At 69.6% G+C, this 25,758-nt stretch carries 27 protein-coding genes; 12 read left to right on the top strand and 15 right to left on the bottom strand.

Features of this window, described 5'->3' with window-relative positions:
• The first annotated feature begins 341 nt into the window (after window positions 1–341).
• The gene (locus PSC72_RS22835; RefSeq protein ID WP_382261877.1) at window positions 342–2,255 is read left to right on the top strand and encodes a DEAD/DEAH box helicase; all 1,914 of its coding nucleotides are present in this window, start codon (window positions 342–344) and stop codon (window positions 2,253–2,255) included.
• 60 nt (window positions 2,256–2,315) lie between these two features.
• Entirely contained in the window at window positions 2,316–2,627 is a 312-nt protein-coding gene (locus tag PSC72_RS22830; protein ID WP_274323721.1) for a CGCGG family putative rSAM-modified RiPP protein, read from the top strand.
• A gap of 60 nt (window positions 2,628–2,687) precedes the next feature.
• Here the strand turns inward: PSC72_RS22830 and PSC72_RS22825 are convergent, their stop codons facing one another.
• Window positions 2,688–2,918 carry a hypothetical protein gene (locus tag PSC72_RS22825; RefSeq protein ID WP_274323720.1) on the bottom strand — a complete coding sequence of 77 codons (231 nt, stop codon included), beginning with the start codon at window positions 2,916–2,918 and terminating at the stop codon, window positions 2,688–2,690.
• 151 nt (window positions 2,919–3,069) lie between these two features.
• Here PSC72_RS22825 and PSC72_RS22820 point away from each other — a divergent pair, with 151 nt between their 5' ends.
• The 3 genes from PSC72_RS22820 to PSC72_RS22810 all read left to right on the top strand — a co-directional run bounded on the left by PSC72_RS22820 (window position 3,070) and on the right by PSC72_RS22810 (window position 4,196).
• Window positions 3,070–3,252, top strand: a complete 183-nt coding sequence (locus tag PSC72_RS22820) for a hypothetical protein (protein WP_274323719.1) — start codon at window positions 3,070–3,072, stop codon at window positions 3,250–3,252.
• Between the two features lie 351 nt (window positions 3,253–3,603).
• Window positions 3,604–3,921 (top strand): Asp23/Gls24 family envelope stress response protein, encoded by a 318-nt coding sequence (locus PSC72_RS22815; RefSeq protein WP_274323718.1) that lies wholly within the window; start codon window positions 3,604–3,606, stop codon window positions 3,919–3,921.
• A 134-nt stretch (window positions 3,922–4,055) separates the two neighbouring features.
• Complete coding sequence (locus PSC72_RS22810) at window positions 4,056–4,196, top strand: hypothetical protein (RefSeq protein WP_274323717.1); 141 nt, start codon at window positions 4,056–4,058, stop codon at window positions 4,194–4,196.
• Window positions 4,197–4,215: 19 nt separating this feature from the next.
• Here the strand turns inward: PSC72_RS22810 and PSC72_RS22805 are convergent, their stop codons facing one another.
• Window positions 4,216–5,967, bottom strand: coding sequence for a MutS-related protein (locus PSC72_RS22805; RefSeq protein ID WP_274323716.1), 1,752 nt, complete (start codon window positions 5,965–5,967; stop codon window positions 4,216–4,218).
• Window positions 5,968–6,090: 123 nt separating this feature from the next.
• Here PSC72_RS22805 and PSC72_RS22800 point away from each other — a divergent pair, with 123 nt between their 5' ends.
• The gene (locus PSC72_RS22800; RefSeq protein ID WP_274323715.1) at window positions 6,091–6,768 is read left to right on the top strand and encodes a hypothetical protein; all 678 of its coding nucleotides are present in this window, start codon (window positions 6,091–6,093) and stop codon (window positions 6,766–6,768) included.
• A 64-nt stretch (window positions 6,769–6,832) separates the two neighbouring features.
• On the opposite strand, the gene PSC72_RS22795 is transcribed toward PSC72_RS22800, so the two are convergent.
• Both PSC72_RS22795 and PSC72_RS22790 read right to left on the bottom strand, forming a co-directional pair.
• Window positions 6,833–7,741 carry a PLP-dependent cysteine synthase family protein gene (locus tag PSC72_RS22795; protein WP_274323714.1) on the bottom strand — a complete coding sequence of 303 codons (909 nt, stop codon included), beginning with the start codon at window positions 7,739–7,741 and terminating at the stop codon, window positions 6,833–6,835.
• Window positions 7,742–7,960: 219 nt separating this feature from the next.
• Window positions 7,961–8,938 carry a hypothetical protein gene (locus tag PSC72_RS22790; RefSeq protein ID WP_274323713.1) on the bottom strand — a complete coding sequence of 326 codons (978 nt, stop codon included), beginning with the start codon at window positions 8,936–8,938 and terminating at the stop codon, window positions 7,961–7,963.
• A 135-nt stretch (window positions 8,939–9,073) separates the two neighbouring features.
• Between PSC72_RS22790 and PSC72_RS22785 the strand changes: the two genes are divergently transcribed.
• Together PSC72_RS22785 and PSC72_RS22780 are read left to right on the top strand one after the other, a co-directional pair.
• Complete coding sequence (locus tag PSC72_RS22785; protein WP_274323712.1) at window positions 9,074–9,514, top strand: DUF488 domain-containing protein; 441 nt, start codon at window positions 9,074–9,076, stop codon at window positions 9,512–9,514.
• 52 nt (window positions 9,515–9,566) lie between these two features.
• Complete coding sequence (locus PSC72_RS22780; protein ID WP_274323711.1) at window positions 9,567–9,956, top strand: TlpA family protein disulfide reductase; 390 nt, start codon at window positions 9,567–9,569, stop codon at window positions 9,954–9,956.
• A 52-nt stretch (window positions 9,957–10,008) separates the two neighbouring features.
• On the opposite strand, the gene PSC72_RS22775 is transcribed toward PSC72_RS22780, so the two are convergent.
• Window positions 10,009–12,168 (bottom strand): thioredoxin domain-containing protein, encoded by a 2,160-nt coding sequence (locus PSC72_RS22775; protein WP_274323710.1) that lies wholly within the window; start codon window positions 12,166–12,168, stop codon window positions 10,009–10,011.
• A gap of 104 nt (window positions 12,169–12,272) precedes the next feature.
• On the opposite strand from PSC72_RS22775, the gene purD reads away from it, so the two are divergent.
• Window positions 12,273–13,589: a phosphoribosylamine--glycine ligase gene (gene purD / locus PSC72_RS22770; RefSeq protein WP_274323709.1), complete on the top strand. Its 1,317-nt coding sequence runs from the start codon at window positions 12,273–12,275 to the stop codon at window positions 13,587–13,589.
• A 3-nt stretch (window positions 13,590–13,592) separates the two neighbouring features.
• On the opposite strand, the gene PSC72_RS22765 is transcribed toward purD, so the two are convergent.
• The 4 genes from PSC72_RS22765 to PSC72_RS22750 all read right to left on the bottom strand — a co-directional run bounded on the left by PSC72_RS22765 (window position 13,593) and on the right by PSC72_RS22750 (window position 17,945).
• Complete coding sequence (locus PSC72_RS22765; protein WP_274323708.1) at window positions 13,593–14,006, bottom strand: VOC family protein; 414 nt, start codon at window positions 14,004–14,006, stop codon at window positions 13,593–13,595.
• 96 nt (window positions 14,007–14,102) lie between these two features.
• On the bottom strand, window positions 14,103–14,603 hold the full coding sequence (locus PSC72_RS22760; protein WP_274323707.1) for a halocyanin domain-containing protein: 501 nt from the start codon (window positions 14,601–14,603) through the stop codon (window positions 14,103–14,105).
• Between the two features lie 114 nt (window positions 14,604–14,717).
• Window positions 14,718–17,324: a heavy metal translocating P-type ATPase gene (locus PSC72_RS22755; RefSeq protein ID WP_274323706.1), complete on the bottom strand. Its 2,607-nt coding sequence runs from the start codon at window positions 17,322–17,324 to the stop codon at window positions 14,718–14,720.
• 156 nt (window positions 17,325–17,480) lie between these two features.
• On the bottom strand, window positions 17,481–17,945 hold the full coding sequence (locus tag PSC72_RS22750; protein ID WP_274323705.1) for a GNAT family N-acetyltransferase: 465 nt from the start codon (window positions 17,943–17,945) through the stop codon (window positions 17,481–17,483).
• Window positions 17,946–18,463: 518 nt separating this feature from the next.
• Between PSC72_RS22750 and PSC72_RS22745 the strand changes: the two genes are divergently transcribed.
• Window positions 18,464–19,633 carry a methyltransferase gene (locus tag PSC72_RS22745; protein WP_274323704.1) on the top strand — a complete coding sequence of 390 codons (1,170 nt, stop codon included), beginning with the start codon at window positions 18,464–18,466 and terminating at the stop codon, window positions 19,631–19,633.
• A gap of 24 nt (window positions 19,634–19,657) precedes the next feature.
• On the opposite strand, the gene PSC72_RS22740 is transcribed toward PSC72_RS22745, so the two are convergent.
• The 3 genes from PSC72_RS22740 to PSC72_RS22730 form a co-directional block, all read right to left on the bottom strand.
• Window positions 19,658–20,251: a winged helix-turn-helix transcriptional regulator gene (locus tag PSC72_RS22740; RefSeq protein WP_274323703.1), complete on the bottom strand. Its 594-nt coding sequence runs from the start codon at window positions 20,249–20,251 to the stop codon at window positions 19,658–19,660.
• Window positions 20,252–20,337: 86 nt separating this feature from the next.
• Window positions 20,338–21,033, bottom strand: a complete 696-nt coding sequence (locus PSC72_RS22735) for a metal-dependent transcriptional regulator (protein WP_274323702.1) — start codon at window positions 21,031–21,033, stop codon at window positions 20,338–20,340.
• An 85-nt stretch (window positions 21,034–21,118) separates the two neighbouring features.
• Window positions 21,119–21,685, bottom strand: a complete 567-nt coding sequence (locus tag PSC72_RS22730) for a peroxidase-related enzyme (protein WP_274323701.1) — start codon at window positions 21,683–21,685, stop codon at window positions 21,119–21,121.
• Between the two features lie 140 nt (window positions 21,686–21,825).
• On the opposite strand from PSC72_RS22730, the gene PSC72_RS22725 reads away from it, so the two are divergent.
• The gene (locus PSC72_RS22725) at window positions 21,826–22,365 is read left to right on the top strand and encodes a metal-dependent hydrolase (RefSeq protein WP_274323700.1); all 540 of its coding nucleotides are present in this window, start codon (window positions 21,826–21,828) and stop codon (window positions 22,363–22,365) included.
• Here PSC72_RS22725 and PSC72_RS22720 read toward each other — a convergent pair.
• Complete coding sequence (locus tag PSC72_RS22720; protein ID WP_274323699.1) at window positions 22,362–22,613, bottom strand: MTH865 family protein; 252 nt, start codon at window positions 22,611–22,613, stop codon at window positions 22,362–22,364. The genes PSC72_RS22725 and PSC72_RS22720 overlap by 4 nt on opposite strands.
• 127 nt (window positions 22,614–22,740) lie before the next feature.
• Here PSC72_RS22720 and PSC72_RS22715 point away from each other — a divergent pair, with 127 nt between their 5' ends.
• A complete protein-coding gene (locus PSC72_RS22715) occupies window positions 22,741–24,180 on the top strand; it encodes a PQQ-dependent sugar dehydrogenase (protein ID WP_274323698.1) in 1,440 nt (479 codons plus the stop codon).
• 41 nt (window positions 24,181–24,221) lie between these two features.
• Here PSC72_RS22715 and PSC72_RS22710 read toward each other — a convergent pair whose 3' ends face one another.
• Together PSC72_RS22710 and PSC72_RS22705 are read right to left on the bottom strand one after the other, a co-directional pair.
• Window positions 24,222–24,812: a DJ-1/PfpI family protein gene (locus tag PSC72_RS22710; RefSeq protein WP_274323697.1), complete on the bottom strand. Its 591-nt coding sequence runs from the start codon at window positions 24,810–24,812 to the stop codon at window positions 24,222–24,224.
• Between the two features lie 113 nt (window positions 24,813–24,925).
• The gene (locus PSC72_RS22705) at window positions 24,926–25,738 is read right to left on the bottom strand and encodes an HAD-IIA family hydrolase (RefSeq protein ID WP_274323696.1); all 813 of its coding nucleotides are present in this window, start codon (window positions 25,736–25,738) and stop codon (window positions 24,926–24,928) included.
• Window positions 25,739–25,758: the final 20 nt, after the last annotated feature.

The following is a 25,758-nucleotide window of genomic DNA, read 5'->3' as shown; positions in this document are numbered from 1 at the left end:
TCAAATCCGGATACGTCTCGTTGCGTGAGATCTTCGCCGAGAACGTGATACCGGTCAGAATAACCCCCATAACCAGGATTTATCTTCAGTATCGATAGCGGACGGGTGACGAGACACCAGCGATCGATGCCCGCCGGAACCTCTGGAAAATACCGTCCTAACGGCCAATGACGGCATATAGGGGCCGCTATTCCGATTTCCTGACTGGTGGAATTACGCCACCGTCAGGGACGGTGAGTAGCGGTGCAGGCCATAATGATCGGTTGGAAACTATTATATCTATCTGAAATTACTCCGTCCTCTCGGACGTGGTCCCGGCCGGTTTGGCAGACGAAAGCGCCATGTCGCGGGGCGGCCAACGGGCGGGTGTGACAGACGACCAGGACGACGCGTCGCTCGATCGGTTCCACGAGGCGGTCGAACGGGCGGGTCGGCCAGTCCTGACGACCGACGAGATCGCGCGTCGACTGGACCAATCCCGGGATGAAACCGAACCGTGGCTCGCGGACCTCGAACGGGAGGGCGGGGTCGTGAGTCGGGACGTCTCCCAGGACCCGACGGTGTGGTACCCCGCGGAGTGGACCGAGTACGCCGACCGCGAGCGGTTCGTCGTCTTCCCGAACCGCCGCCAGATCGTCGTCGACAGGCCTGCGCAGTTCACACGGGCGCAGCTCTCGCAGTTCGCCCGCCTGGTCGATACGAACGGCGACCGCGGGTACGTCTACGAGATGGCGGACTCCGATATCTGGCAGGCGCCCTACGACGACGTGGAGGGCCTCCTCGGGACCGTCCGCGACGTGTTGCCCCAGCGCTACCCAGACCTCGAAGAGTGGATCGCCGAACAGTGGAAGCGCGCCCACCAGTTCACGCTCCGGACGCACGAGGACGGGTACACCGTGCTCGAAGCGGCGACGGAGAACCTGATGGGCAACGTCGCCCGGCAGAAACTCGACGACCACCACCTCCGGGCACCCATCTCGGACACCGAGAGCTGGGTCGCCGAGGAGGCCACCGCCGAGGTCAAGCGGATCCTCTACGAGGCCGGCTATCCCGTCCAGGACGAGCGGGACCTCGAATCCGGCGACCCGCTGGAGCTCTCGCTCACGCTGGATCTGCGCGAGTACCAGCACGACTGGGTCCAGCGGTTCATGGAGAGTAAATCGGGCGTGCTCGTCGGCCCGCCGGGCAGCGGCAAGACGGTCGCCGCGATGGGTATCCTGGAGCGCGTCGGCGGCGAGACGTTGATCCTGGTCCCCAGCCGTGAACTCGTCCGTCAGTGGCGCGACGAGATCTTGGCTCACACGACCCTCGACGAGTCCCAGGTCGGGGAGTACCACGGCGGGAAGAAGGACGTTCGACCCGTCACCATCGCGACGTACCAGACCGCCGGGATGGACCGTCACCGACACCTGTTCGACTCCAGGGAGTGGGGACTCATCGTCTACGACGAGGTCCAGCACGTCCCCAGCGACGTCTACCGGCGGAGCGCCAACCTCCAGACCCGCCACCGACTCGGGCTCTCGGCGTCGCCCGTCCGCGAGGACGATCTCCAGGAGGAAATCTTCACGCTCATCGGCCCGCCGATCGGGACCGACTGGGACTCGCTGTTCGACGAGGGGTTCGTCGCCGAACCGCGCGTCGAGATCCGGTACGTGCCGTGGACCGACGAAGAGAGCCGCAACGAGTACGTGGGCAGCGAGGGCCACGAGCGCCGCCAGATCGCCGCCTCGAACCCCGCGAAGATCGACGAGACGCGTCGGATCCTCACCCGGCATCCCGAGCAGAAGGCGCTGGTCTTCGTCGACTACCTCGACCAGGGACGGGACCTCTCGGCCGCTCTCGACGTGCCGTTCATCAGCGGAGACACGCCGCACCACGAGCGCGAGCGGCTGTTCCAGCAGTTCCGCGACGGGTCGCTCCGGACGCTGGTCGTCTCCCGGGTGGGCGACGAGGGGATCGACCTCCCGGACGCCTCGCTCGCCGTCGTCGCCTCCGGACTCGGCGGGTCGCGCCGACAGGGGACCCAGCGCGCGGGGCGGACGATGCGACCCGCCGGCCGCGCGCTGATGTACGTCCTCGCGACCCAGGGCGCCCGCGAGGAGGAGTTCGCCCGGCGGCAGATGCGGTATCTCGCCGGAAAGGGCGTCCAGGTACAGGAACGAACGGTCGAGGAACCGGACGAGGACAGCGAGGACGGCGAGGACGGCGAGGACGACGCGGACGACCGGACGGACGACGACAGTCACGTCGACTAACGGCCCCGGCCGAACGTGTTCGGCGCTGTGGGTATGCGTTCGAGACGCCTATCGAACGGTATGTCCGTCAGCCACGACGATGTCGAGCCCGTGACCGACCACGTCCACGAGAACTCCTGGTCGGCGAACCTGGAGAAACCGCACCACGGCGAGGACCGCGAACTCGTCGTCTCACAGGCGCTCGACGCGGTCGAACACACCGCGCCGGGCAACCACGTCAACCTCGTGACCCACGGCGACCACGGTCACCCGGAGACGTATCTCTACGACGAACTCGCGGAGGCGTTCGGCGACGCCGTCCGGTACGAGTACGTCGAGCAGTGCGGCTGCGGCGGTCACGTCACTCGGCTGCACGTCGAAGAACGAGTCTGAGGCCGGCAGATCCGTCAGGGCCGAAGGGGAGCCACCGGTCGCGGCGGACGAGCCGGGTCGTCAGTCCTCGTCGGCCAGTTCGACCCGTTCCGCACGCCGTTCTTTCACGTCTTCGATGAACGAGTCGACGGTGACGCGCTTCTCGCCGATGGTCGCGCCGACGATAGCGCCGAGCGCGCCGCCGGTACTCGCGGCGTTGCGGCCGACGAGACCGCCGATCCCGGCGCCGACGGCGGCACCGATGGCTGCGTAGCGAGCACGACTCAGGATCCGTTTCAGGCGTTTCTTCATGCCTCGTACTAGGAGTATCTGGCCCATAAGTGTGGCCCTCCCGAAAGTTCCCTGCATGACAGCCCCTCGCATACGTGGAAAAAATTTAATATATTCCCGTGTAGACGTATCGAGTACGTTCCACCACTAACGGTGCGAGCGGTGATCCCGAATGACCGACCTCAACCCGACTCCCATGCTCGCCCGGGCACACGGCCCGTCAGGCGACACCGTCGGGTATGCCGACGCCGCCTGCACGGCGGGGTTCGGCGCGGTGGATCCCAGCGGGAAGGATCTATCGATCGGTCGGTCTGCCGGGGGCAACCGCCTGCTCGAACCGACCGTCGCCGCGTGAACCCGCGCGGGCCGTCCGGGCTCCCAGTCCGGTCGACGGCTGTCGGTTCGAGCCGATCTCGGCTCTTCCTGTGACCCCGACGTCGTGGCCACCGGCCCGTCTCGCGTGACGACAGGTCTCGTCCCACCGATGGATCCGCGCTTCGCCGCGTCCCCATCGGCCCACGCACGCCCGGTCCGCGCTCCCCCGACTCCCGGTCGCTGACGCGGCCTCCGTCGTCGCGTCCGGCTCGGGCGGGGAGCGCGGTCGGCGAACCAGCGCCAGCGGTGCCGGAGAGAGGCATCACTGCGCGCCCCGACGCCCGCACGGCGGTCGCTCAGGCGACGCGCGTTCGACTCGCGCCGGGCGTCTATGGCAGTCCATGCCACAACCGCGGTGGAATCGACGGCGGAAGTCGACCTGTGGGTCCCCCGGGACACCATGGCCGACCTGGAGAGCGGCGTCCGGACGGTCGTCGCCGACGTTGACGGCGTCGAGACGGCCGAAGTCACCGGCGTGACCGACGTGACGCCTCGCGCGACGGACATCCGGGTGACGGCCACCGTCTGGCTCGTCTTCCCCGACCACGCGCCCGACGCCGACGCCGTCCGCGAGACGCTCGAAGACGGCTTCGGCATCATGGAGGCGACCGTCCTCGTCGCCGACGCGGCCGACGCGGACGAGTCGTGAACGGCGCGAACTATCGGCGACGGTTCCCCCAGCGGACCGTCCCGACCCTTTGCTCTCCGCGGTCACAGCGGTGTGACGCCGGCCCCGAGCCGGAGCGGCGGGTTCGATCCCCGCCGGAGAGCCTGGTGAGAGCCATGTTGTGCATCATCGCGCCGGAGTACGAGTCGGCCGACGACGACCACCGGCGATCAACCGACGGCGGTACGGACAGCGAGACAGAGAGCGAAGACGACGCCGCCGACGGCGGCGATCTCACGACGGTCGGGGCGGTCTGATCCGCGCCGCGGCGCCGCCTCAGGCCGTCCAGCGGGCGTCCGAGAGCGTCCGCTGGACGGCCTCCTCGCCGACGGCCTCGGCGAGCGTCTCGAAGCCGGCCCGCTCGCTGCGGTCGCCGGCGTTGGCGACAAGCCGCGAGACGATGAATTCCGGCGTCGACCGGCCCACCGTCTCGAAGCGCGGCTGGTAGTCGACTTCCAGGTCGAGATCCGGGGTCAGCCCCTCCGCGAAGATGCCGTCGACGCGCGCTTCCGGCGGGAGGGGTTCGAGGTCGTCGGCGAGGTGCGTGACGAACACGCCGAGCGCGCCGCGATCGACACTCAGCCGGACGAGGCCGTGGAGCAGATCGGCTGCACTGCCGGGTTCGGTGATGGCCTCGAACTCGTCGACGAGCATCAGCGTCCGGCCCTCGTCGGTCAGCGGCGGCACGACCGACCGGAGCGTCGATTCGAGCACGCCGGCGTTGAAACTCGCGTGGCGCCGGTGGAAGACGACGGCGTCGACGACGCCCACCTCGGCGCTGTCGGCGGGCACCGGCAGGCCCATCTGGGCGAGCAGTTGCACCTGACAGAGCGTTTCGAGGAGGGTGGTCTTCCCACCGGAGTTCGCGCCGGTGAGCACGGCGACGCGGTGGTCGCGCGGCGGCGCGTCGGCGGTGGCGACGTCGAGGTCGTGGTCGCCGATGCCGTAGGTGACGGGCTGGACCGGCACGCCCCCGGCGACCAGCGAGAGGTTGCGCGCGTTCTCGACGGCGACGGTCTCCCGGTCGACGAACTCGGGCCGCTGGAGGTCGTACGCCTCGGCGAAGCGAGCCAGCGAGACGTACAGGGCCACGTCGTCGACCGCGGTCACCGCGGCGTCTATCTCCTCCCTGGCGGTCTCGACTGTCCCTTCGAGTCGGTCGGCGACTTCGACCTCCCGCTCGTCGACGGCCGTCCGCAGATCGCCGGCCAGCGACCGGAGCGTCTCGGCCACGAAGTCGCCGGCGTCGGTCGCCTCGCCGGGCATCGCCTCGCGGACCCGTGTCACGTCCACCTCGGTCTCGCTCGTGACGTGACGGACGAGCGTCTCCCGGAAGTCGTCCGGGCCGCGGGCACCCGACTGCACCTCCTCGGCGACGCGTTCGGGCGTCGCGGCCATGTCCTCGATGTCGGCGAGCGCTCCCCGGAGCGAGTCGAGTCGGTCGTCGGCCCCTTCGCCGATGCTGTCGCCGCCGTTGCGGAGCCCCGCGAGCGCGGCCGCCGCGTCCTCCAGGGTCTCGTCGTCCAGGTCGGCGATCGGTTCGAAGACGCCCGCGGAGACGCCGGCCTCGGAGAGCGCGAGCGCGGTCCGGACGGCGGCGAGTTCGCCGCCGGCGGCGTTCTCCTCGAACGCCTCCTCGACGGCCGTCCGCATCTCGTCGTCGAGCGCCGTCCACGAGTCGCGGGCTTCGAGGATCCGGTCGATGCGCTCGGCCATCTCCTCGCGGGAGCCCAACGGCGTGAGGATGCGGATCCGGCTGGCGGCGTCCTCCGTGAGGGCGTACTCGCCGGCGAGGTCGAGGATCTCCTTGTACACCTCGCGGGTGTCCCGCGTCGCGAGCACGTCCATCGCCTCGCCGCCCTGCGCCCGCCGGAGGATCCGCGTGGCCCGTCCCTGCGAGAGGCCCGCGTCGACCAGCGCCCGGGTGTCCGCCGACTCGATGGCCGCCAGCGCTCGCTCGACGCCCAGCTGTTCGGCGAGCAGGTCCCGGGTCTTCGGCCCGATTCCCCAGTAGTCCTCCAGTCGCATGCCAGTTGCGTGGGCGTGCGCCGGTATAGTCGTTTCTCGTCGCCGCGCCGCCGTCGCTGCCCTCGGCGCCGGTCGACGGTCGCGTGACCGGGATTCTTGTCGACCGGGCGCAAACGAGGTGCCATGGCCGACCAGTCGGACGAACGCGACGGGGAAGACGGCGACGGTCGCGCTGACGACGGCGTCGACAGCGCCGGCACGGGAGACGGCAGTCCCCGCAGCGCCGGCGAGGAGGCAGTCGACCTCTCGGAACTCGACGGCCTGTTCGAGGACGAACAGCCCGAATTTCTCTCGGTGGAGGGCGGCGAGCGGCGGGCGTCCGGGCGCGTCATGGTCGTCGCCGGCCTGGCCGTCGCCGTCCCGCTCGCGCCGCTAAGTCTGTTCCTGGTGAGCACGGTCCGGCCGCTGTCGGTCTGGACCGCGCCGCTCGTGTTCCTGGGTGGCTGGCTCGCGCCCGCCGCCTACCTCGCCCGGGCCCGCGTCCCGGCGGAGGCGTTCGCCCGGAGCCTCTACCTCATCGCCGCGGGGACCGCCCTCATCCCCGTCGGCCTGCGAATCGGCGACCGGGGCGCCGCGAGCGGCGATCTCCAGATCGCGGTGGGGGCCGTGACCGGGGTCGCGCTCGTCGTCGCCGGACTCGCGGCGGCGCTCGGCCGGTATATGCACGGCCAGGCCGACGAGCGTGTCAGCGGCGAACTCCGGGCGTTCGAGGCCGCGCAGGAGAACGGGCGGCGTCCGCGCGGTGAGGGGGCCGACGAGTCCGCGGGCGACGACTCGAACGCGAACGGCGTCGAGGAGTAGCGGGGGGCCGGGCTGTGTCGAGTGCGGGCGACTGGTCGGTGTCGAGAAGTGGCGGTCGACGGCGTCAGTCGAACATGCCGGTCGACATGTACCGTTCGCCGCTGTCCCAGTAGACGGTGACGACGAGGGGGTCCTCGACCGCGTCTTCGACGGCGAGGCGCTCGGCCACGCGCCTGGCGACGAGGTTCGTCCCGCCCGAGGACTGGCCGACGAGGATCCCCTCCTCGCGGGCGAGCCGACGGCACTCCGCTTCGGCGGCGTCGAGTTCGACCGTCTCGACGTCGTCGATCAGCTCGCGGTCGAGGTTGTCGCTGACGAACCCCGGGCCCATCCCCTGGAAGTCGTCGTCGCCGGCCTCGCCCGTGGAGAGGACGGCGTTGCTCGCCGGTTCGACCGCCACGATCTCCACGTCGGGGAACGTCTCCCGGAGCCGACGGCCGATACCGGTGAGCGTCCCGCCGGTGCCGACGCCTGCGACGAACGCGTCGATCTCCCGGTCGCCGATCTCGTCGAGGATCTCCGGGCCCGTCGAGCGATAGTGCGCCTCGGGGTTGGCCGGGTTCTCGAACTGGCGGAGTTGGACGTAGCCGTCCTCGGCCTCCAGTTCGTCGGCGCGGTCTTTGGCGTCGGAGATGTCGCCGTCGACGAGTTCGATGTCGGCGCCGTAGGCGCGCATGATCTGCCGGCGCTCGGGCGACTTCGAGGACGGCATGACGAGCGTCACGTCGTAGCCCTTCGCGGCGCCGACCACGGCGAGTCCGATGCCCGTGTTGCCGCTCGTGGGTTCGATGATGCCGTCGCCCTCGGTGAGCACCCCGTCGCGTTCGGCGGCTTCGACCATCTCCTTCGCCGGGCGGTCCTTGGCCGACCCGCCGGGGTTGTACGATTCCACTTTCGCCGCGATGGTGGCGCCGTCCGGCGCGTCGACCTCCACCAGCGGCGACCCGATCGTATCGAGGATGCTCGCGTACACTACGGCGGGATACGGTGTGTGCCCTTAAATGGGCCGTGGCAGCGGCAGGGAGTGCGGCCGTCAGTGACGAACTATCGCCGAAACGGCAGATCATCCCGTCGAGGGGGCCAATCTAGCCGGGTTTCTATTGCAGGCCGAACGGGGATGTGGGTCCCGAGGTAACGTGTGGGTACACCGTTCGACGGACTTCGTCGGACGGGGTTCACCGCGTACTCCAGATCAACCATGTCCCAGAACAACAACAACCGTCGACAGCAAAGTCAGCACAACCAGCAGCAGGGCCGTTCCCGGGGTGGCCGGCACTCGGCCCACTCCCAGCAGCGCGACCAGCAGGGCCAGTTCACCGGCCACCAGGGCAGCCAGCAGCACCAGCAAGGCGGCCAGCAGCACCAGCAAGGCGGCCAGCAGCACCAGCAAGGCGGCCAGCAGCACCAGCAGGGCGGCCAGCAGCGACGACAGCAGCAGGGCCAGCAGTTCGGCGGACAGCAGAACTATCAGCAGGGCCAGCAGGGCCGCCAGGGCCAGCAACAGCAGGGGTACATCCCGGCCCAGCAGCAGCCGAGCGGTCGGCAGGCCGGCTTCCCCGGCCAGCAGGGCCGCGGCGCCGACCAGGGCGCCCAGGACCAGCGTCACTCCCAGCAGTTCCGACAGGAACACCGGCAGATCGCCCAGCAGCTCCCGCGTGACGAGTCCGGCCAGTTCATGTCGCCCAACCAGCAGGGCGGCCAGCAGCGGGGCGGCCAGCAACAGGGCCAGCAGCGACACCAACAGCAGGGCGGCCAGCACCGTCAGCAGCAACAGGGCGGTCAGCAGCGGGGCGGCCAGCAACAGCAGGGCGGCCAGCACCGTCAGCAGCAACAGGGTCAGCAGGGCGGCCAGCAGTTCGGCGGCCAGCAGGGCCGCTCGATCGGCGGTCAGCACTCGGCCCACTCCCAGCAGCGCGACCAGCACGGCCAGTTCACCGGCCACCAGGGTGGCCAGCAGCACCAGCAGAGTCAGCAGCGACACCAGCAGGGCGGCCAGCAGGGCCAGCAGAGCCAGCAGAACCAGAGCCGCTCGAGCCAGAGCGACCGCGGCGACAACCAGAGTAGCAGCAACCAGAACAGCGGCGGCAACACCCAGGGCCTGACGCAGGAAGCCCGCTCGCGCGGCGGCAAACACTCCGCCCAGGAGCAGGAGCGCGACGAACAGGGCCACTTCACTGGCAAGGACTGATCGCCGCCGACGACGCCCGCCGTCCCGTTGTACCGCCCGTTCGATCCCGTCTGATATCGCGCAGTAGCCGCCCGTAGCGTCGAAACTTTTTCCGCCGTCTCGGCCGGAGACCCGGGTGTGACGGGGACCGTTACGGACACCTACGCGGCCGCGCTCCAGCACGACATCGCCGAGGTGCCCGACGACGCGCGACTGGTCGGCGTCGTCCGGCGACCGACGGGGTGGTTCAGCGCGCTCGTCGACGAGAACGTGCCGGCGCTCGGCCCTCCGGAGTCACTCCTCTCGGAAACCAAAGAGCGCCAGGAGGACCTCCGGATGCAGGGCCTGTGCGACGAGGAAGCCCACAACGCCGCCTGGGGGGAGACCGACTTCGAAGCCCGCTACCGCGAACATCTCGCCAGCGACGAGGCGGCCAGAGACGCGGTCGACGCGCTCGCGAAGCGGGTGGCGGACGGCGAATCAGTGGCGCTCGTCTGCTTCGAGGGCGAGTCGAAACGCTGTCACCGGCGGATCCTCGACGGCGTGATCCGCGAACGGGCCGGAACCGGCGGCGAGTAGCCAGGCTGGCCGGAGCGTTGTCGTTAAGCCACCCCGCCCGGTAGAGGGACGTATGTCACTGGAGACCATGGAGCCGAACCCGGTGTGGACCGAGGAGGCCTACGCCGACACGGTCGACGTGCTCGCGGCGCTCAGAGACGAGGTCACCTACAAGGTCTGGGGCGGCGACTGGTGCATCGACTGCCGATCGCAGCTACCGGACTTCGGCGCGGCGCTCGACGCCGCCGGCGTGCCCGACGACCGGATCGAGGAGTACGCCGTCGAGAAGGAAGACGACGGCAGCAAGACCGGCCCGAAGGTCGAGGAGTACGACGTCGAGTACATCCCGACGGTGGTCGTCGAGCGCGACGGCGAGGAAGTCGCGCGGTTCGTCGAAGAGGAGGCGGTCCCGATCGCCGTCTATCTCGGCCGGGAACTCGAAGCGCTGGCCAACTCGGTCTGACAGCCCTGGCCGCCTCTCGGTCCGATTTCTCCGATCTCTCTTCCCGTCGCGTTCACTCGCCGAACCACTCAAGCGCCTCGGCGACGGAGTGGGTCGGCGGCGAACACGCCCGCGACTGGCAGGCGTAGACCGTCGGGTCCCCGTCTCGCGCCTCGCGGCCGGCCCAGATCGGCGGGGCGTCGTCGAGGTCGAGCGATTCGAGCCACGAGACGAGCGCGTCGTCAGTCGGTGGACGCGGCGCGAGTAGCCTGCGCGGCACGTAGGTCGCCGCGAGCGTCTCGCGCCAGTCGTCGGGGAGCGACTCCGCCGCGAGCGTGAGTTCGTTACTCCCGGAGCGGTAGGTGTCGGCGGCGAGCGCGAGCGACGGGTGCTGGACCGGGTCGGACTCGATGCGGTTGCTGTGGGTCCCGAGCACGCCGGCGGCGACGGACTCGAAGCGGTCGTGATCGACGAAGTGATCGAGCGACAGCAGGAGTTCGGCGGCCACGCCGGCGCTGGAGGGCGTCGACTGGTCGGCGAGTTCCTGCGGTCGCGCCACGAGCGACTCGCCGCTCGCGGGCGTGAAGTACAGCGTCTCCTCCTCGTCGTCCCAGAACTCCTCCTCGATGGTCCGGGCGAGGTCGAGGGCGAACGCGAGGTGGTCGACCTCGCCGGTGGCCTGGTAGGTGTCGAACGCGCCGCGGGCGAGGAAGGCGTAGTCCTCCAGGTAGCCGTCGATCCGCACGTCGCCGTCCTTGAACCGCCGACGGAGCACTCCGCTGTCCTCGTCCCACTGGTGTTCGCGGGCGAAGTCGAGCGCGTCGACCGCAGTGTCGGCCCACGACACCGAATCGACGATGGCCGCCTCGGCGAACGCGGAGACCATGAGGCCGTTCCAGCCGGCGAGGACCTTCTCGTCGCGGGGCGGCCGAGGGCGCTGTTCGCGCGCCTCGAAGACGGCCGATTTCGCTGCGCTCAGCAGTTCCTCGACATCGTCCTGGTCACGTCCGTACTCGTCGGCGAGTTCCTCGACGGGCGTGCGCAGCGTCAGCACGGTCGTCCCCTCGAAGTTACCGCTCGGAGTGACGCCGTACCGGTCGCAGAACAGGTCGGCGGCGAGGTCGACCTCGTCGTCCGCGAGACCGGCGTCAGGGCCGTGTTCGGCGACGGCTTCTTCGACTGCTTCGAGCGTCCAGACGTAGAAGGCGCCCTCCTCGCGTTCGCCGTCTTCGTCTTCACTCTCGGCGTCTAACGTGCTGTAGAACCCGCCGTCGGGGTGCGTGAGTTCGCGCTCGACGAACTCCAACGTCTCACGGGCGGTCTCGCGGTAGCGCTCGCGGCCGGTGAACTGGAAACCGGTCAGGAAGACGCGGGCGAGTTCGGCGTTGTCGTAGAGCATCTTCTCGAAGTGGGGGACGACCCACTCGCGGTCGGTCGTGTAGCGGTGGAAGCCGCCGCCCACGTGGTCGTAGAGGCCGCCGTCGGCCATCGCGTCCAGCGTCTCCTCGACGACCTCGCGGTAGGCGTCGCGACCGCCCTCGCGGTGGGCGCGCATCAGCGCGTGCAGGCGACCGGACTGGGGGAACTTCTGGCCGCGGCCCCAGCCGCCGAATTCGCGGTCGGCCCCGCGGAGGGCTGCGCTGGCCGCGTTTTCGAGCACGCCCTCCTCGGGCGCGTCGCCGGGCCGGTCGGGCGTCTCCTCCAGGTCGCTCTCGATGGCGTCGGTCCACTGACGGGCGCGCTCCTCCATGTCCTCGCGCTCCTCGGTATCGCTCCAGGAGCCGGCGATGTCTTCGAGGAGCTGGCGGAAGCCGGGCGCGTTGCGCTTCGGTTCGGGCGGGAAGTAGGTGCCCACGTAGAACGGGTCGCCGTCGGGAGTGAGCCAGGCGTTGAGCGGCCAGCCGCCGCGGCCGGTCACCTGCTGGCAGATGCTCATGTAGATGCTGTCGACGTCGGGGCGCTCCTCGCGGTCGACCTTGATCGGGACGAAGTGCTCGTTGAGCAGTTCGGCGACGTCCTCGTCCTGGAAGCTCTCCTCTTCCATGACGTGACACCAGTGACAGGCGGCGTAGCCGATGGAGAGGAAGATGGGCTTGTCCTGTTCCTCCGCGGCGTCGAGCGCTCGCTGGTCCCACGGCTGCCAGTTGACGGGATTGTCGGCGTGCTGTCGGAGGTATGGACTCTCCTCATCGTCGAGCCGATTGCGCGCGGTCGGGTCGGCGTCGTCGGTCATGGAAGAGGGTAGGCGGTCCCGACAGTAAACCCCGGCGGAGTGGTGAGCGGCCGGATATCGGTCGAAACGCAGGACTTACGGTGACCGGATGCGGGCCTACGCGTATGACAGAGACAGTCCTGCTGGTCGGCGGGGGCGGCCGCGAGCACGCCGTCGCTCGCGCGCTCGCCGAGTCCGACGCGGACCTGTACGCCTGCGCGGGCAACCGCAATCCCGGCATCGCTCGACTCGCCGAGGGCTTCGAGTCGCTCGACACGACGAACCCGACCGCGGTCACCTCCTACGCCCGCGAGGTCGACGCGACGCTCGCCGTCGTCGGTCCGGAGGCCCCGCTCGCCGCCGGCGTCGCCGACGCGCTCGACGACGCCGACGTCTACGCGTTCGGTCCGCGGGAGGCCGAGGCCCGCATCGAGACGGACAAGGCCTTCCAGCGCCGCTTCATGCGCGAACACGACATCCCGGGCTGTCCGGACTTCGAGACCTTCGAGGACATGGACGCCGCCGCCGAGTTCATCGACGAGTACGACGGCGACCTCGCGGTCAAGCCCGCCGGCCTCACCGGCGGCAAAGGCGTCCGCGTCACGGGCGATCAGATCTCCAAGGAGGAAGCCAAGGAGTACGTCCGCGAGTCCGACTACGAGCGGATCGTCCTCGAAGAGCGCCTCGTCGGCGAGGAGTTCACCGTCCAGGCGCTCGTCGCCAACGGCGAGGTCCGCGTCACGCCGGCCGTCCAGGACCACAAGCGCGCCTACGAGGGCGACGAGGGGCCCAACACCGGTGGGATGGGTAGCTACTCCGATGCGACCCTCGAACTCCCGTTCATGGACGAGGACGACTACATGGACGCCGTCGACGTGCTCGAAGCGACCGTCGACGCGCTGGAGGGGTACAAGGGCGTCCTCTACGGCCAGTTCATGCTCACCGCCGACGGCATCAAGGTCGTCGAGTTCAACGCCCGATTCGGCGACCCCGAAGCGATGAACACGCTGCCCGTCCTCAACACGGACTTCCTCGACGTGCTGACGGCGGCCCGCGACGGCGAGTCGCTGCCGCAGCTCTCCTTCGCGCCGAAGGCTACCGTCTGCAAGTACGCCGTCCCCGACGGCTACCCGACCGACCCCGAGGCCGGCGCGAAGGTGAAAGTCGACGAGGAGAGCGCCGCCGCGGCCGCCGAGGGCTCGGGCGGCGAGGCGCTGCTGTTCTACGCCAGCGTCGACGAGCGCGACGACGGCATCTACACGACCACGTCGCGGTCGTTCGCGGTCGTCGGCGTCGCCGACTCGATCACCGAAGCCGAGGAGATCGCCGAGGACGCGCTCGCCGTCGCCGGCGAGGAGGGACTACGCATCCGCCACGACATCGGCAAGCCCGACCTCGTCCAGCAGCGCATCGACCACGTGGCCGAACTGCGCGGCGAGTAACCCTCACTCGGGCGCGACGACTTCGATCTTGATCGATTCCGGGCCTTCGCAGTAGAGCGCGTAGTATCCGCCGGCGTACGGATGCTGCTCCCCGTAGAGCAGGGACGCGTCGTCGCGTTCCCGGATCCCGGCGGTGATGTCGTCGACCTGCTCGCGCGAGGCGGCGTGGAACGCGAGGTGGTTCAGCCCCGCTTCGCGCCGGTCGAACGGGCGATCTGCAGCCTCGGCCTGCACGAGCACGACGTACGTCGGCCCGTTCTCCCACGACAGTCCGCCCTCCCACTCGTCTTTCCGGTCGTATCCCAGTTCTCCGAGCAGCCAGTCCCAGAAGTCGACGGCCGCGTCGAGGTCCGCGGCGCACAGTTCGACGTGGTGGAGTTGGCCGGCGCACTCCGGGTCGGCGTGGTCGGTTGTCACGTGTCGGGTCTGTAGGGGCGTCGACAAAGAACGCTCGACGATTCGGGCGGACTCGTCCGGAGCGACGAGCGCCGCGAAGAAACCAGTCGGCCTCGCCTATTCGACGACGACGGCGCCTTTCATGCCCATCGTCTTGTGCGGGAGACAGTAGTAGCGATAGGTGCCGCTCTCGCCGAAGTCGTGTTCGAAGGTGAAGCTTTCCTCCGCGGTGGTTTCGCTCTCGAAGTCCCCCTCCTCGTGGACGACGTTGTGGGACTGGCCCTCGCCGGTCCACTCCCAGACGACCGTCGTCCCGGAGTCGATCCGGATGGCCGCCGGTTCGAACGCGAAGTTCCCGCCGTTGCCCTCTGCGCCGACGGCCACCGTGACCTCGTCTTCGCCGGTGTGGTCCGCCAGTTGCCCGTCGAAGTTCGAGGTGTCCGAGAGGTATTCCGAGACCGCACTGGGGACGGTGCCGCCGGCCGTCCCGCCGCCGTCTTCGGTCCCGCCGTCGCCCCCATCGCCGCTCGTATCCGTCGTACATCCCGCGAACAGCCCCGTGGTTACCACCGCTCCGATACCGCCGAGCAGTCGCCGTCGCCGGATGTCTCTCGCCATGTTCCGAGGGTTAGGGGAGCATCGAAAAGAGACTTCCCAAAAACGTGTTCGGCCTGCTGGGGCGGCCGCACCGCGGTTCGGTCGACGGGGTCGCCGCGGTGGGCGACGGCCTCCTCAGCGCAGGAAGCCGAGGAGCCGGTAGTCCTCGTCGGGGGTGTACCGGCGGAAGATCAGGCTGTTGGCGAGGACCGAGACGCTGGAGACGGCCATCGCGACGGCCGCGAGCACCGGCTGGAGCAGGCCCAGCGAGGCGAGCGGGATCATCGCGGTGTTGTAGCCCAGCGCCCAGAAGAGGTTCTGCTTGATCTTCGAGAGCGTCCCCTCCGAGACGCGGATCGCCTTCAGCACGTCCAGCGGGTCGTCGCGCATCAGCGTCACGTCGGAGGCCTCGATGGCCACGTCGGTCCCGCTCCCGATGGCGCAGCCGACGAACGCCGTCGCGAGCGCCGGCGCGTCGTTGACGCCGTCGCCGACCATCATCGCCCGCCGGCCGTCGGACTGGATGTCCTCGACGGCCTCGGCCTTGTCCTCCGGCAGGACGCTCGCCATGACGTTGTCGGGGTCGATCCCGACTTCCTCGGCGACGGCAGTCGCCGTCCGCTCGTTGTCGCCGGTGATCATCCAGACGTCGACGCCGCGCTCGCGGAGCGCGGCGACCGCGTCGCGGGCGCTCGGCTTGACCGTGTCGGCGTCGGCGACCACGCCGAGGAGTCGGTATTCGTCGCGCCCCTCGTCGGCGAGCGCGACGAGCATCGCCGTCTTGCCCTCGCGTTCGAGGCGGTCCATCGCCTCGGCGGCGGGGTCCACGTCGACGCCCTCCTCGCGCAGGAGCTTCCGGTTTCCGACGAGGACGCGCCCGTGGCTCGTCGTCGCCTTCACGCCGTGGCCGGGGACGTTCTCGAAGTCCTCGGGGTTCTCGACGTTGATGCCGCGCTCGCGGGCGCCCTCGACGATGGCCTCGGCCAGCGGGTGCTCGCTGGCCGACTCCGCGCTCGCGGCGACTTCGAGGACGAACTCCTCGGTGGCCTCGGGTTCGGCGAGCGCGCCTCCGTCGGCGGCCACGTCGCCGTCGACACGTCCCCCGTCCGTCGCCGGGAGCGCGACCACGTCGGTCAGTTCCATCTCGCCCTCCGTGAGCGTGCCCGTCTTGTCGAAGACGACGGCGTCGACGTCGCGGACGCGTTCGAGGATGTCGCCGCCCTCGAAGAGGACGCCGTTGCGGGCGCCGATGGCCGTCCCGACCATCGTCGCGGCGGGTGTCGCGAGCCCGAGCGCGCAGGGGCAGGCGATGAGCACCGCGGAGGCGAAGACCACGACCGCGAACTCGAAGACGCCGACGGCCCCGGGACCGCCCGCCGCGAGCCCCCACAGCGGGAGCGACGTGACGAACCCGGAGAGCGCCTCGGGGAACGCGTACCAGAGGCCGCCCCAGAACAGCGCATTCAGGATGACCGCGGGGACGAAGTACGAGGAGATGCGGTCGGCGACGTTCTGGATCTCGGGCTGGCGGCTCTGGGCGTCCTTGACGCGCTGGACGATCTGCTGGATGGCCGTCTCCTCGCCGACCTTCGTCGCTTCGACGACGAGCACGCCGTTCCGGTTGACCGTCGCGCCGATCACCTCGTCGCCCGGTCCCTTCGACACCGGCACCGACTCGCCGGTGACCATCGACTCGTCGACCGCGCTGTCGCCGTCGACGACCTCTGCGTCCGTCGGGATCTTCTCGCCGGGCCGGACCTTCAGGCGGTCGCCGACCTCGACTTCGGAGAGCGGGACTTCTTCTTCAGTCCCGTCGTCGCGGACGACGGTCGCGGTGTCGGCCTCCATCTCCAGTAGCTGCCGGATCGCCTCGGAGGCCTGGCCCTTCGAGCGGGCTTCGAGGTAGTTCCCCAGCGTGATGAAGACGAGGATCAGCGCGGCGGTGTCGAAGTACAGCCCCTCGCCGGGGAACCCGAGCAGTCGCGCCACGGAATAGAGGTACGCGGTGGACGACCCGAGCGCGATCAGCACGTCCATGTTCGCCGTCCCGTTCTTCACGACCGCCTTGTAGGAGTTCTCGTAGAACTCCTTGCCGAGCAGAATCTGCACGGGCGTCGCGAGCGCGAACGCGATCCACCCGAGCGGGATGCCCTCGAAGGTGGTCTCCATCCACGCCGGGGCGAACAGGTGGCCGGCGAGCATCGCCAGGAGCGGGATCGACAGCGCCGCGCCGAACAGCGTCAGGTTCCGCTGGCGACGGATCTCCTCGTTCCGCGCCGCGTCCTGGTGTTCCTGCGCCGACTCGCCTTCGGACTCGTCGACCGCGCGGACGGGAGAGTAGCCGGCGTCCTCGATGGCGGCGTAGATGTCCTCGACAGAGGCCTCGGCGGGGTTGTACGTCACCTTCGCCTCGTCGGTGGCGAAGTTGACGTCGGCGTCGACGACGCCCGGCGTACCCAGGAGCGACTCCTCGTTCGAGGCCGCGCAGTTCGAACAGGTCATGTCGGTGATCGCGACCGTCACCGTCTCGCTCGCGACCTCGTAGCCTGCCTCTTCGATAGCGTCGTAGATCTCGCGCAGCGAGACGGTCTCGGGGTCGTAGGTCACGCTCCCCTCGTCCGTCGCGAAGTTCGCGTCGACCTCCCGGACGCCGTCGAGCGCGCTCACCGACTCCTCGATGGTCTGCGAGCAGTTCGCGCAACTCATCCCGTGGAGCTCCAGTCGTTCCCTGCGCTCGTTCATCTTGGTTCTAGGTAGGGGCTACCCGTTCATGCGGTTTGTCCCTTTCAATCGAAAGTGCACTATGGAGGAATCTTTCCGAACGAAACTGAATCCGGGCGGAGATCGAACGGACTAGCGTGGGAGCGACGACCGTCGGATCGTGAGTCGGCACCGCGGTCAGTCGAGCCGCTGGGCGTAGGTCACCTGTTTCTCGGTGAAGCCGTTGTCCTCGTAGAAGCGGCGAGCGCCGTCGTTGTGCCACTCGCAGGAGACGGTGACGTATTCCGCACCGCGGTCGCTGGCGATCTGTTTCACGGCGTCGAGGGCTTCGCTGCCGTACCCCTGGCCCCTGTGTTCGGGCGCGACGAACAGGTCGACGATGTCGGCGTAGGCGGAGTGAACTCTCGACGGGTGTTCGTCCTCGCGTAGGAGCAGGTAGCCGACTTCTGTTTCCTCGGCGACGAGCAGATACACCGTCGCGTCGTCGCGCTCTAGCTGGCGCTCGAATCCGGATTCGGCGCTTTCGGCCCCGTCGAAGGCGACTTCGTTCAGTTCGTCGTACGATTCCATCGCCGTCGCCAGCGCGTACCAGTACTCGGCGAGCGTCTCGACGTCTTCGCGGGTCGCCTCGACGAGTTCCATACCGGCCGAACAGTTCGGTCACGCTTACGCTTTGTCCCGGTCTGAGACGGCGTAGCAAGCCACGCAGCGCGCCACTCCGCCGGCACAAGCTATTTGCCGGACCCGTCGATACTCCTCGACAGGATGGACAAGGGCCCGAGGTCGGGCCGCGCCCTCCGCGCCGCGTGAGCCGTCGACGGCAGCGACGACTCGTGCGGCCAGGGCGGGTTCGACCGGCTCGCCGACTGTGCGCCGCGCGGACTCGCCGTCCGGGTCGCTGCCGGACGCGTCTCCTTCTCCGCGCGGTCGCGCTTTCGGTACCCGGCGCCGCGCTCTGCGGACAGCCGTGAGTGGGTTTTCGGCAGTCCGGGTCCGCAGGTGCGGCTCTGAGTCGGTCGACGAACGCCAGCCCTGCCGACCATCCGAATGCCACGCCACGCACGCCCACGACCGCACAGTGCCGACAGCCACTCGACCGCGCAGATACCCAGTCCGGCTCCGAAGTCCCGGTTTCCGCCGTCCCGGCCGGGGGTGGAGCGATGACCACCGCGGCCGATCCGCTCGTGCTCGGGTCGCGGACGGACTCCGATCGGGACCGCTTCCGGTTTCACACCGCGGACGGCGTTCCGGACGCCGACGCGTTCTGCCCGGGCGAACTCCTCGCGCTCGAACACCTCTGGGACCGCGACCTCGGCCGCCTTCGAACGATCGACGCCCGGTACGGCGTCGTCGGCGTCGTCCTCACCGAAGTCGCGGCGAGCGTCCAGATCACCGCCTCCAGCGCGCGCTCCGCGGCGCTCTGCGAGCGGAACGTCGCCGCGAACGGTGCCGATGCGACCGTCCGGGTCGCCACCGGACTCGGGTCGGTAGCGGCCACGCCAGCCGACGGAGCGCGGGCAGGCGACCCCCGGTTCGAAGCAGTCGATACCGCTACTTTCGTTCCCAAAGCCTACGACCCGATCGAACTCGGGACGCGCCGCATCCGGACGGCGCTCGACTCGCTCGCGTCCGGCGGCGACCTCTTCGTCGCGGCGAAGGCGGAAACCGGGCTCGCCCGCTACGAGTCCGCGCTCGGCGACGCGGCGGAGGGGGTCTCGGCGGTCGGGACGCGCGACGACTGGACGCTCCTCCGGGCGACGGCCCCGGCACACGTCGAACTCCCGGCCGACCCGCCGTTTCGGCGGATCCACGCCACCGTCGACGGCGTCGACTTGTCGCTCGTGACCGCTCCGGGTCTGTTCTCGCCGACCGAACTCGACGCGGGAACCCGGATCCTGGCGGAGACGGCCCGAATCGAGGACGGCGACGCCGTTCTCGATTGCTGCTGCGGGTACGGCCCGCTGGGCGCGTACGCGGGTTCGGCGGCCGACTGCGAAGTGCACTGCACCGACGACGACGCGCTCGCGGCGGCCTGCGCGCGGCGGACGCTCGACGAGAACGGCGTCGACGGTCGAGTCGTCACGGCCGACTGCACCGCCGGCGTCGCCGGTAGCACGTTCGACACCGTCATCTGCAACCCGCCGACCCACGCCGGCGACGGCGTCCTGGCCGACCTGTTCCGGGGCGTCGCCGACGTGCTCGCGCCGGACGGACGGTTCTGGTTCGTCCACCACCGCGGGCTCTCGCTGGACCGCCACGTCGCTCCGTTCGGATCCGTCGAGACGGTCGCGACCGGGCCGGAACACGTCGTCCGCGTGGCCCAGCACTGAGCTGGCGCGGTCCGACCCCGTCGCTCAGCCGTCCACGCCCTCGCGCAGATCCTCGTACATCTCCACGAACGAGTCCTCGCAGGACGCACAGCAGAAGTGGTACGTCTCGCCGTCGAGTTCCCGTGTCTGTCCCTCGCTCGTGACGGTGTTGCCGCACTCGTCGCAGGTCAGCGCCAGCTCCGCGTCGTCGACGGCGGGGTTCCACGACCGGTCGGCCAGCAGCGACACCTCGTAGTCGCGGACGTCCTCGGCGACGTTCGGGTCGAGGACCGAGAGCACGTCGTCGGTCGGGACGGTCCCGGTGAAGACGACGCGCTCCTCCGCGGTGGTGAAGACGTGTTCGACGGCGTCGGCCTCGGCCAGCGAGTCGGCGACGGCGCTCGCCGCGCGCGGCGCGACGTCCAGCGTCACGAGCGTCTGGGTGCCCCGCCGGAGCTTCGACCGGTCGACGTCGACGGTGAACCCGCGGACGACGCCGAGGTCTTCGAGCCGGTCGACCCGGTCGGCGACCGCGGGCGGCGACAGGTCCACCGCGTCCGCGATGTCGCGCCAGGAGCGACGGGCGTCGTCGAGCAGTAGTCCCAGGATCCGCCGGTCCGTGTCGTCGAGGTCGCGCATACCGAGACCAGGCCGTCCGCCGGCAAACTGGTTTCGCCTCTGATCGCGAACGAGGGGGTGCGGGAAAACGTGCCCGGAAGCCGCAGTCAGACGGCTCCTTCCGCGGGTTCGAGCGAGTCGTCGGCGTGGGTGACGAAGATAGTCCCGGCGACGCCGTCGGGCAGCGAGACGGTCTCGCCCGTCTCGCCGAGGGCCGCGGTGACCATCCCGATGGGCGCGACCTCCTCGACGACGAGCGTCGTCCCGGGCGTGATCCCGGCGTCGTCGAGGTACGCCAGTTCCTCCGGGTCGCGGTCGCTGACTCGCTGGACGACGACGGTGTCGCCCTCGGCGCACTCTTCGAGGGTCGATCCGGGCGACTCGTCTACGGGGTCGAGCGCGTCGGTTGGGATGGGGTCGCCGTGCGGGTCGACCGCGGGGTCGTCGAGCACCTCCGCGACCCGCCGTTCGAACTCCTCGCTGATGTGGTGTTCGAGCCGGTCGGCCTCGTCGTGGACCTCGGCCCAGTCGTAGCCGAGTTCCTCGGTCAGGTACGTCTCCAGCAGTCGGTGGTGTCGGACCACTTCCAGCGCCACGGTCTCGCCCTCGGGCGTCAGTCGGACGCCCTTGTACTTCTCGCGCTCCACGAGCTCGCGGTCGGCCAGCTTCTCCATCATGCTGGTCGCCGTCGGCGGCGTCACGTCCAGCAGCTCCGCGATGTGCGAGGTCGCGACGGGCCCGTCGCTCTCGCGCTGTAGCTCGTAGATCGCCTTCAGGTAATCCTCCATCTTGGCGCTGAGCATTCACCCGGATTAGATTTATCCAACCCTTAAGCGTGTTGCCCGGTGTTCGGGACGGCCAGCCGTCGCCAGGACGATCGATCGAGCGCTACCGACCCAGGTCGTAGAACTCCTCGTTGGGCCGCATGTCGGCGAGGTGGGCCATCCGGTTCGAGAGGTTGAAGAAGGCTGCGACGCTCCCGATGTCCCATATCGCCCGCCGGGAGTAGCCGTGTTCGCGGAGCCGCTCGAAGTCCTCCTCGTCGACCGCGGCCTGGTCCTCGGTGAGTTTCACGGCGAAGTCGAGCATGGCCCGCCTGTCCTCCGAGACGTTCGCGGTCCGGTGGTTGCTCGCCAGTTGCTCGGCGAGGTGGGGGTCGTCGGCGTAGATCCGACAGAGCGCGCCGTGGGCGACGTTGCAGTACAGGCAGTCGTTCGCGCCGCTGACGGCGACGACGACCATCTCGATCTCGGCCCGGTCGAGTTCGGTGTTCTCGACGAGCGCGTCGTAGTACTGGAAGAACGCCCGGAAGTGCGACGGCCGATACGCGTAGGCGAGGAAGACGTTCGGGACGAACCCCGCGTCGTCTTCCTCCGCGGCGATGCGCTCGCGGAGGTCCTCCGGCAGGTCGTCGACGTCCGGTACCGGAAACCGCGTCATCGCTGGTTCGCTCATGCCTGAGAGCGCGGGCGGCACGCCCTTCAGTGCTCGGGCGGTGTCGTCGACGCCGCTCCCGGTTCGGGAGACCGTCGTGGAGACTGCCGGTCCGCGGCCGTGACCCGTAAGTCGCGTGACTCCCTCGGATCCACACGTCGATGCACAGATGGGGACACTTCGGCGCCGCGTTGCTCGTCTACGCACCGGTCGGGGCCACGCTACTGGCGGGCGGGTTCGACGCCGCCGCGCTCGTGGGTGGTCTCGTCGTGGTGTCGCTGTCGACGCTGCCAGACGTGGATCACGGCCTCCCGTTCGTCGAGCACCGCGGCGCCACCCACACGGTCGGATTCGCCCTGCTCGTGGGAGTCGTCGTCGGCGCGGCCGGGGTCGCACTGGGTGCGAGCACCGCCGGTAGCCTCGCTCCGAGCGGCGGCGCCGGGGTCTCGCTCGATACGGTCGGCGGGCTTCCGACGGCGGGCCGCCTGGGCGCGTTCGGGTTTCTGCTGGGCGTCCTCGCCGTCGCGTCGCACTTGCTCGGGGACGTGCTGACGCCGAAAGGAATAACGCCGTTCCGGCCCGTCTCGCGGGCACACTACACGGTGTCTCTCTGTCGTGCGGACAACGTCGCGGCAAACCTCGTCCTGCTGACGGCCGGGGTCGCCGTCACGGTCGCAGTCCTCCTGGCCGCTCGCCTCTAGATGAGGTCCTGGTCGTCGAGCTGGGCCATCACGTCGTCGACGAACGCGTCGACGTTCTCGTAGGGGAAGTTCCCGCTGCCGAGCTTCGTGTTGAGCTCCATCGCCGTCATCGAGAAGTCGCCGGACTCGAACTTCGTGCCCGGACCGTTCGGGAGCGCCGGCACGAGGTCCATCGGACTGGAGATCGGGTAGTCCGCGCCTTCGAACGCTTCGGTGAACTGCTCTCTGAGGTCTTGCCTGTCAACCATACACGAACCATGTCGGCAGTGCAGTAAAAAAGGTTCGAGATTCACATCTATGAACTCGTTGCTCGTTGTCTCCGGGTCCTGTCAGTCGGATCCAAAGCTTCCTGTCCGTGGGAACCGAACTCCGGCTATGACCGAGGACGGACTGCCACGACGCCGCGCGCTCGCTCTCGCGGGACTCGCCGTCGCGACTCCGCTGGCCGGTTGTGGCGGCGGGAGCGACGGCGGGGGACCGGCAGGTGAGACCACCGGTCCGGCAGACGGGGCCGGGGCCCCGATCCCGGTGGACGAAACGGACAGGGGGACGGACGCATCGACCGACGGGACAGCGGAGACGGACGCGACCGGGGAGGGGACCGGGACGGCCGGGTTCGAAGACCTGACCGTCCGCGCAGAGCGGGTCGCGTCGGGGTTCACGTCACCGGTCGCGGTGGAGGTCCCTCAGCCCGACAGGCGATTCGTCGTGGACCAGACCGGACAGGTTCGACTGCACGACGGCGAGGGGCTGCGCGAGGAGCCGTTCCTCGACGTGACCGACCGGATGGTCGACCTCGGCGACGGGTACACGGAGCAGGGGCTCCTCGGGCTCGCCTTCCACCCGTCGTTCGACGAGAACGGGCGGCTGTTCGTCCGCTACAGCGCGCCGCCGCGCGATGACACGCCGGACGACTACTCCCACACGTTCGTCCTCTCGGAGTTCCGCGCCGACCCGGACGGAGCGACGGCGGACCCCGACTCGGAGAGGACCATCCTGGAGATCCCGCAACCCCAGCGCAACCACAACGCCGGGGCGGTGGCGTTCGGCCCGGACGGCTACCTCTACGTCGCGACGGGCGACGGGGGCGCGGCGAACGATCAGGGCAACGGTCACGTCGACGACTGGTACGACGCCGTCGGCGGCGGCAACGGCCAGGACGTGACCGAGAACCTGCTGGGCAGCATGCTGCGGATCGACGTCGACGGCGAGGGCGAGGACCGACCCTACGCTATCCCCGAGGACAACCCGCTGGTCGGCGAGGACGGCCTGGACGAGCAGTACGCCTGGGGCTTCCGGAACCCCTGGCGGTTCTCGTTCGGCCCGGACGGGCGCCTGTTCGTCGCGGACGTCGGGCAGACCCAGTGGGAAGAAGTCAGCGTCGTCGAGCGCGGCGGGAACTACGGCTGGAACGTCAGGGAAGGCGCCCACTGCTTCCAGGCCGAGGACTGCCCCGAGGAGAGTCCGCGCGGGCGCGAACTCCGGAGTCCCGTGATCGAGTACCCCCACGGCGGCGCCGAAGTGAGCGGGATCGCAGTCATCGGCGGCTATCTCTACGACGGCGACGCGATACCGGATCTCCGCGGTCGCTACGTCTTCGCCGACTGGCGGGCGCAGGGCCGCCTGTACGCCGCCCGCGAGGCCGACGAGGGGCTCTGGGAGACGACGACCGTCGCCGTCGACTCCGACGCGCAGTTCGGCCCGAACGTCCTCTCGTTCGGCCGGACGCCCGAGGGAGAGGTGCTCGTCTGCACCACCGCCGAGTCCGGACTCTCCGGCGACAGCGGCGCGGTCTTCCGACTGCGAGGCGCGTAGCGGCGGAAAATGAGGGGTGTAAGGTGACGGCCGGCGGCCCCTCAGTCGGCGCTGACGGGCTGGCCGTGCTGGATCTCCGTCCCGAGCACGTCGAGGAACTCGGCGATCCACTCCGGGTGGTCGGGCCAGGCCTGCGCGGTCACGAGGTTGCCGTCGCGGACGACGCCCTCTGCCCACTCGCCGCCGGCGCCGCGCACGTCGGCTTCGAGGGCCGGGTACGCGGTACAGGTACGACCCCCGACCACGTCGGCGGCGGCGAGGATCTGCATCGCGTGGCAGATGGCCGCCACCGGTTTGTCCTCGGCGAAGAAGTGCTGGACCGTCTCGATCACGGCGTCGTAGTTGCGGACGTACTCCGGCGCGCGACCGCCCGGCAGGACGAGCGCGTCGTAGTCGGCCGGGTCGACCTCCTCCAGCGTCGCCGTCAACTCGAAGTCGTGGCCTCGCTCTTCGACGTACGTCTGGTCGCCGCGGAAGTCGTGGACGGCCGTCTTGACCGTCTCGCCGGCCTCCTTGTCCGGACAGACCGCGTCGACCCGGTGGCCGACCGCCTGGAGCGCCTGGAACGGTACCATGACTTCGAGGTCCTCCCCGAAGTCGCCGGTTATCAGCAGGATTCGCTGTCCACTCATGGTTTCGATGACCCCCGCTGGATCTGCGTACTAGTTAGCTGCGCGACAGTATAAGCGTACCTCGACCTGTCGGGATCGGGAGGGGAGGGGCCGCCAATCGTCAGATGCCAAATTCAGGCGAGCACGGAGGGGAGATCGGCCAGCGAGTCGAGTACGAAGTCGGGGTCGACCTCGCTCTCGGCGGCGTCAGATCGGTCTGAGACGCCCGTGAGGACGAGCGCGGTCGCCATGCCGTTCCGCGCGCCCATCGCGAGGTCGGTGTCCAGCCGGTCGCCGACCACGAGACAGTTCTCGGCGGGGACGCCCAGGCGGTCGAGCGCGTCTGCGGCCGCTTCGGGGGAGGGCTTGCCGAGGACGCGGTCGGGTTCGCGGCCGACCGTCCGGGCGACGGCGCCGGTGATCGCGCCGGACCCGGGCACGAACCCGTCGGCGGTCGGGATGGTGCGGTCCGGGTCGGTCCCGACGAACGTCGTCTCGGCGTCGATGCCGGCAAGGGCCTCGGTCATCGCGGCGTAGTCGAACGTCTCGTCCCAGGAGGTGACGAACACGGCCGCCTCGCGGGGGTCGTCGACCAGGCGCTGACCGGCCTCGCGGAGGTAGTCGGCCAGCGACGCCGAGCCGACCAGATACGTGGGATCGTCGGGGTTGTGGTCCCGCAGGAAGTCCCGCGTGACCGTCGAGGCGGGCAGGATCTCCGACTCCTCGGCCTCGATGCCCATGCCCGCGAGCCTGTCGACGTATTCCGCGGGCGTCTTCGTCGGGTTGTTCGAGCAGAAGCAGACGCGGATCCCGCGCGCTCGGAGTTCGGCGATCGCGTCGGCGGCGCCCGGGAGGACGCCCTCGCCGCGGTACACCGTGCCGTCGAGGTCCACGATCACGCCGCGCACGTCGCAAGCGGCTCGCGTCGATTCGGCGGTGTCCGTCATTCGGTGGATCGGACGCGTCT

It is taken from the genome of Halosimplex aquaticum (assembly GCF_028747785.1).
GTDB lineage: Archaea > Halobacteriota > Halobacteria > Halobacteriales > Haloarculaceae > Halosimplex > Halosimplex aquaticum.
Note: the sequence above shows the minus strand (reverse complement) of the source record. Positions and strands in the feature narration are given on the sequence as shown.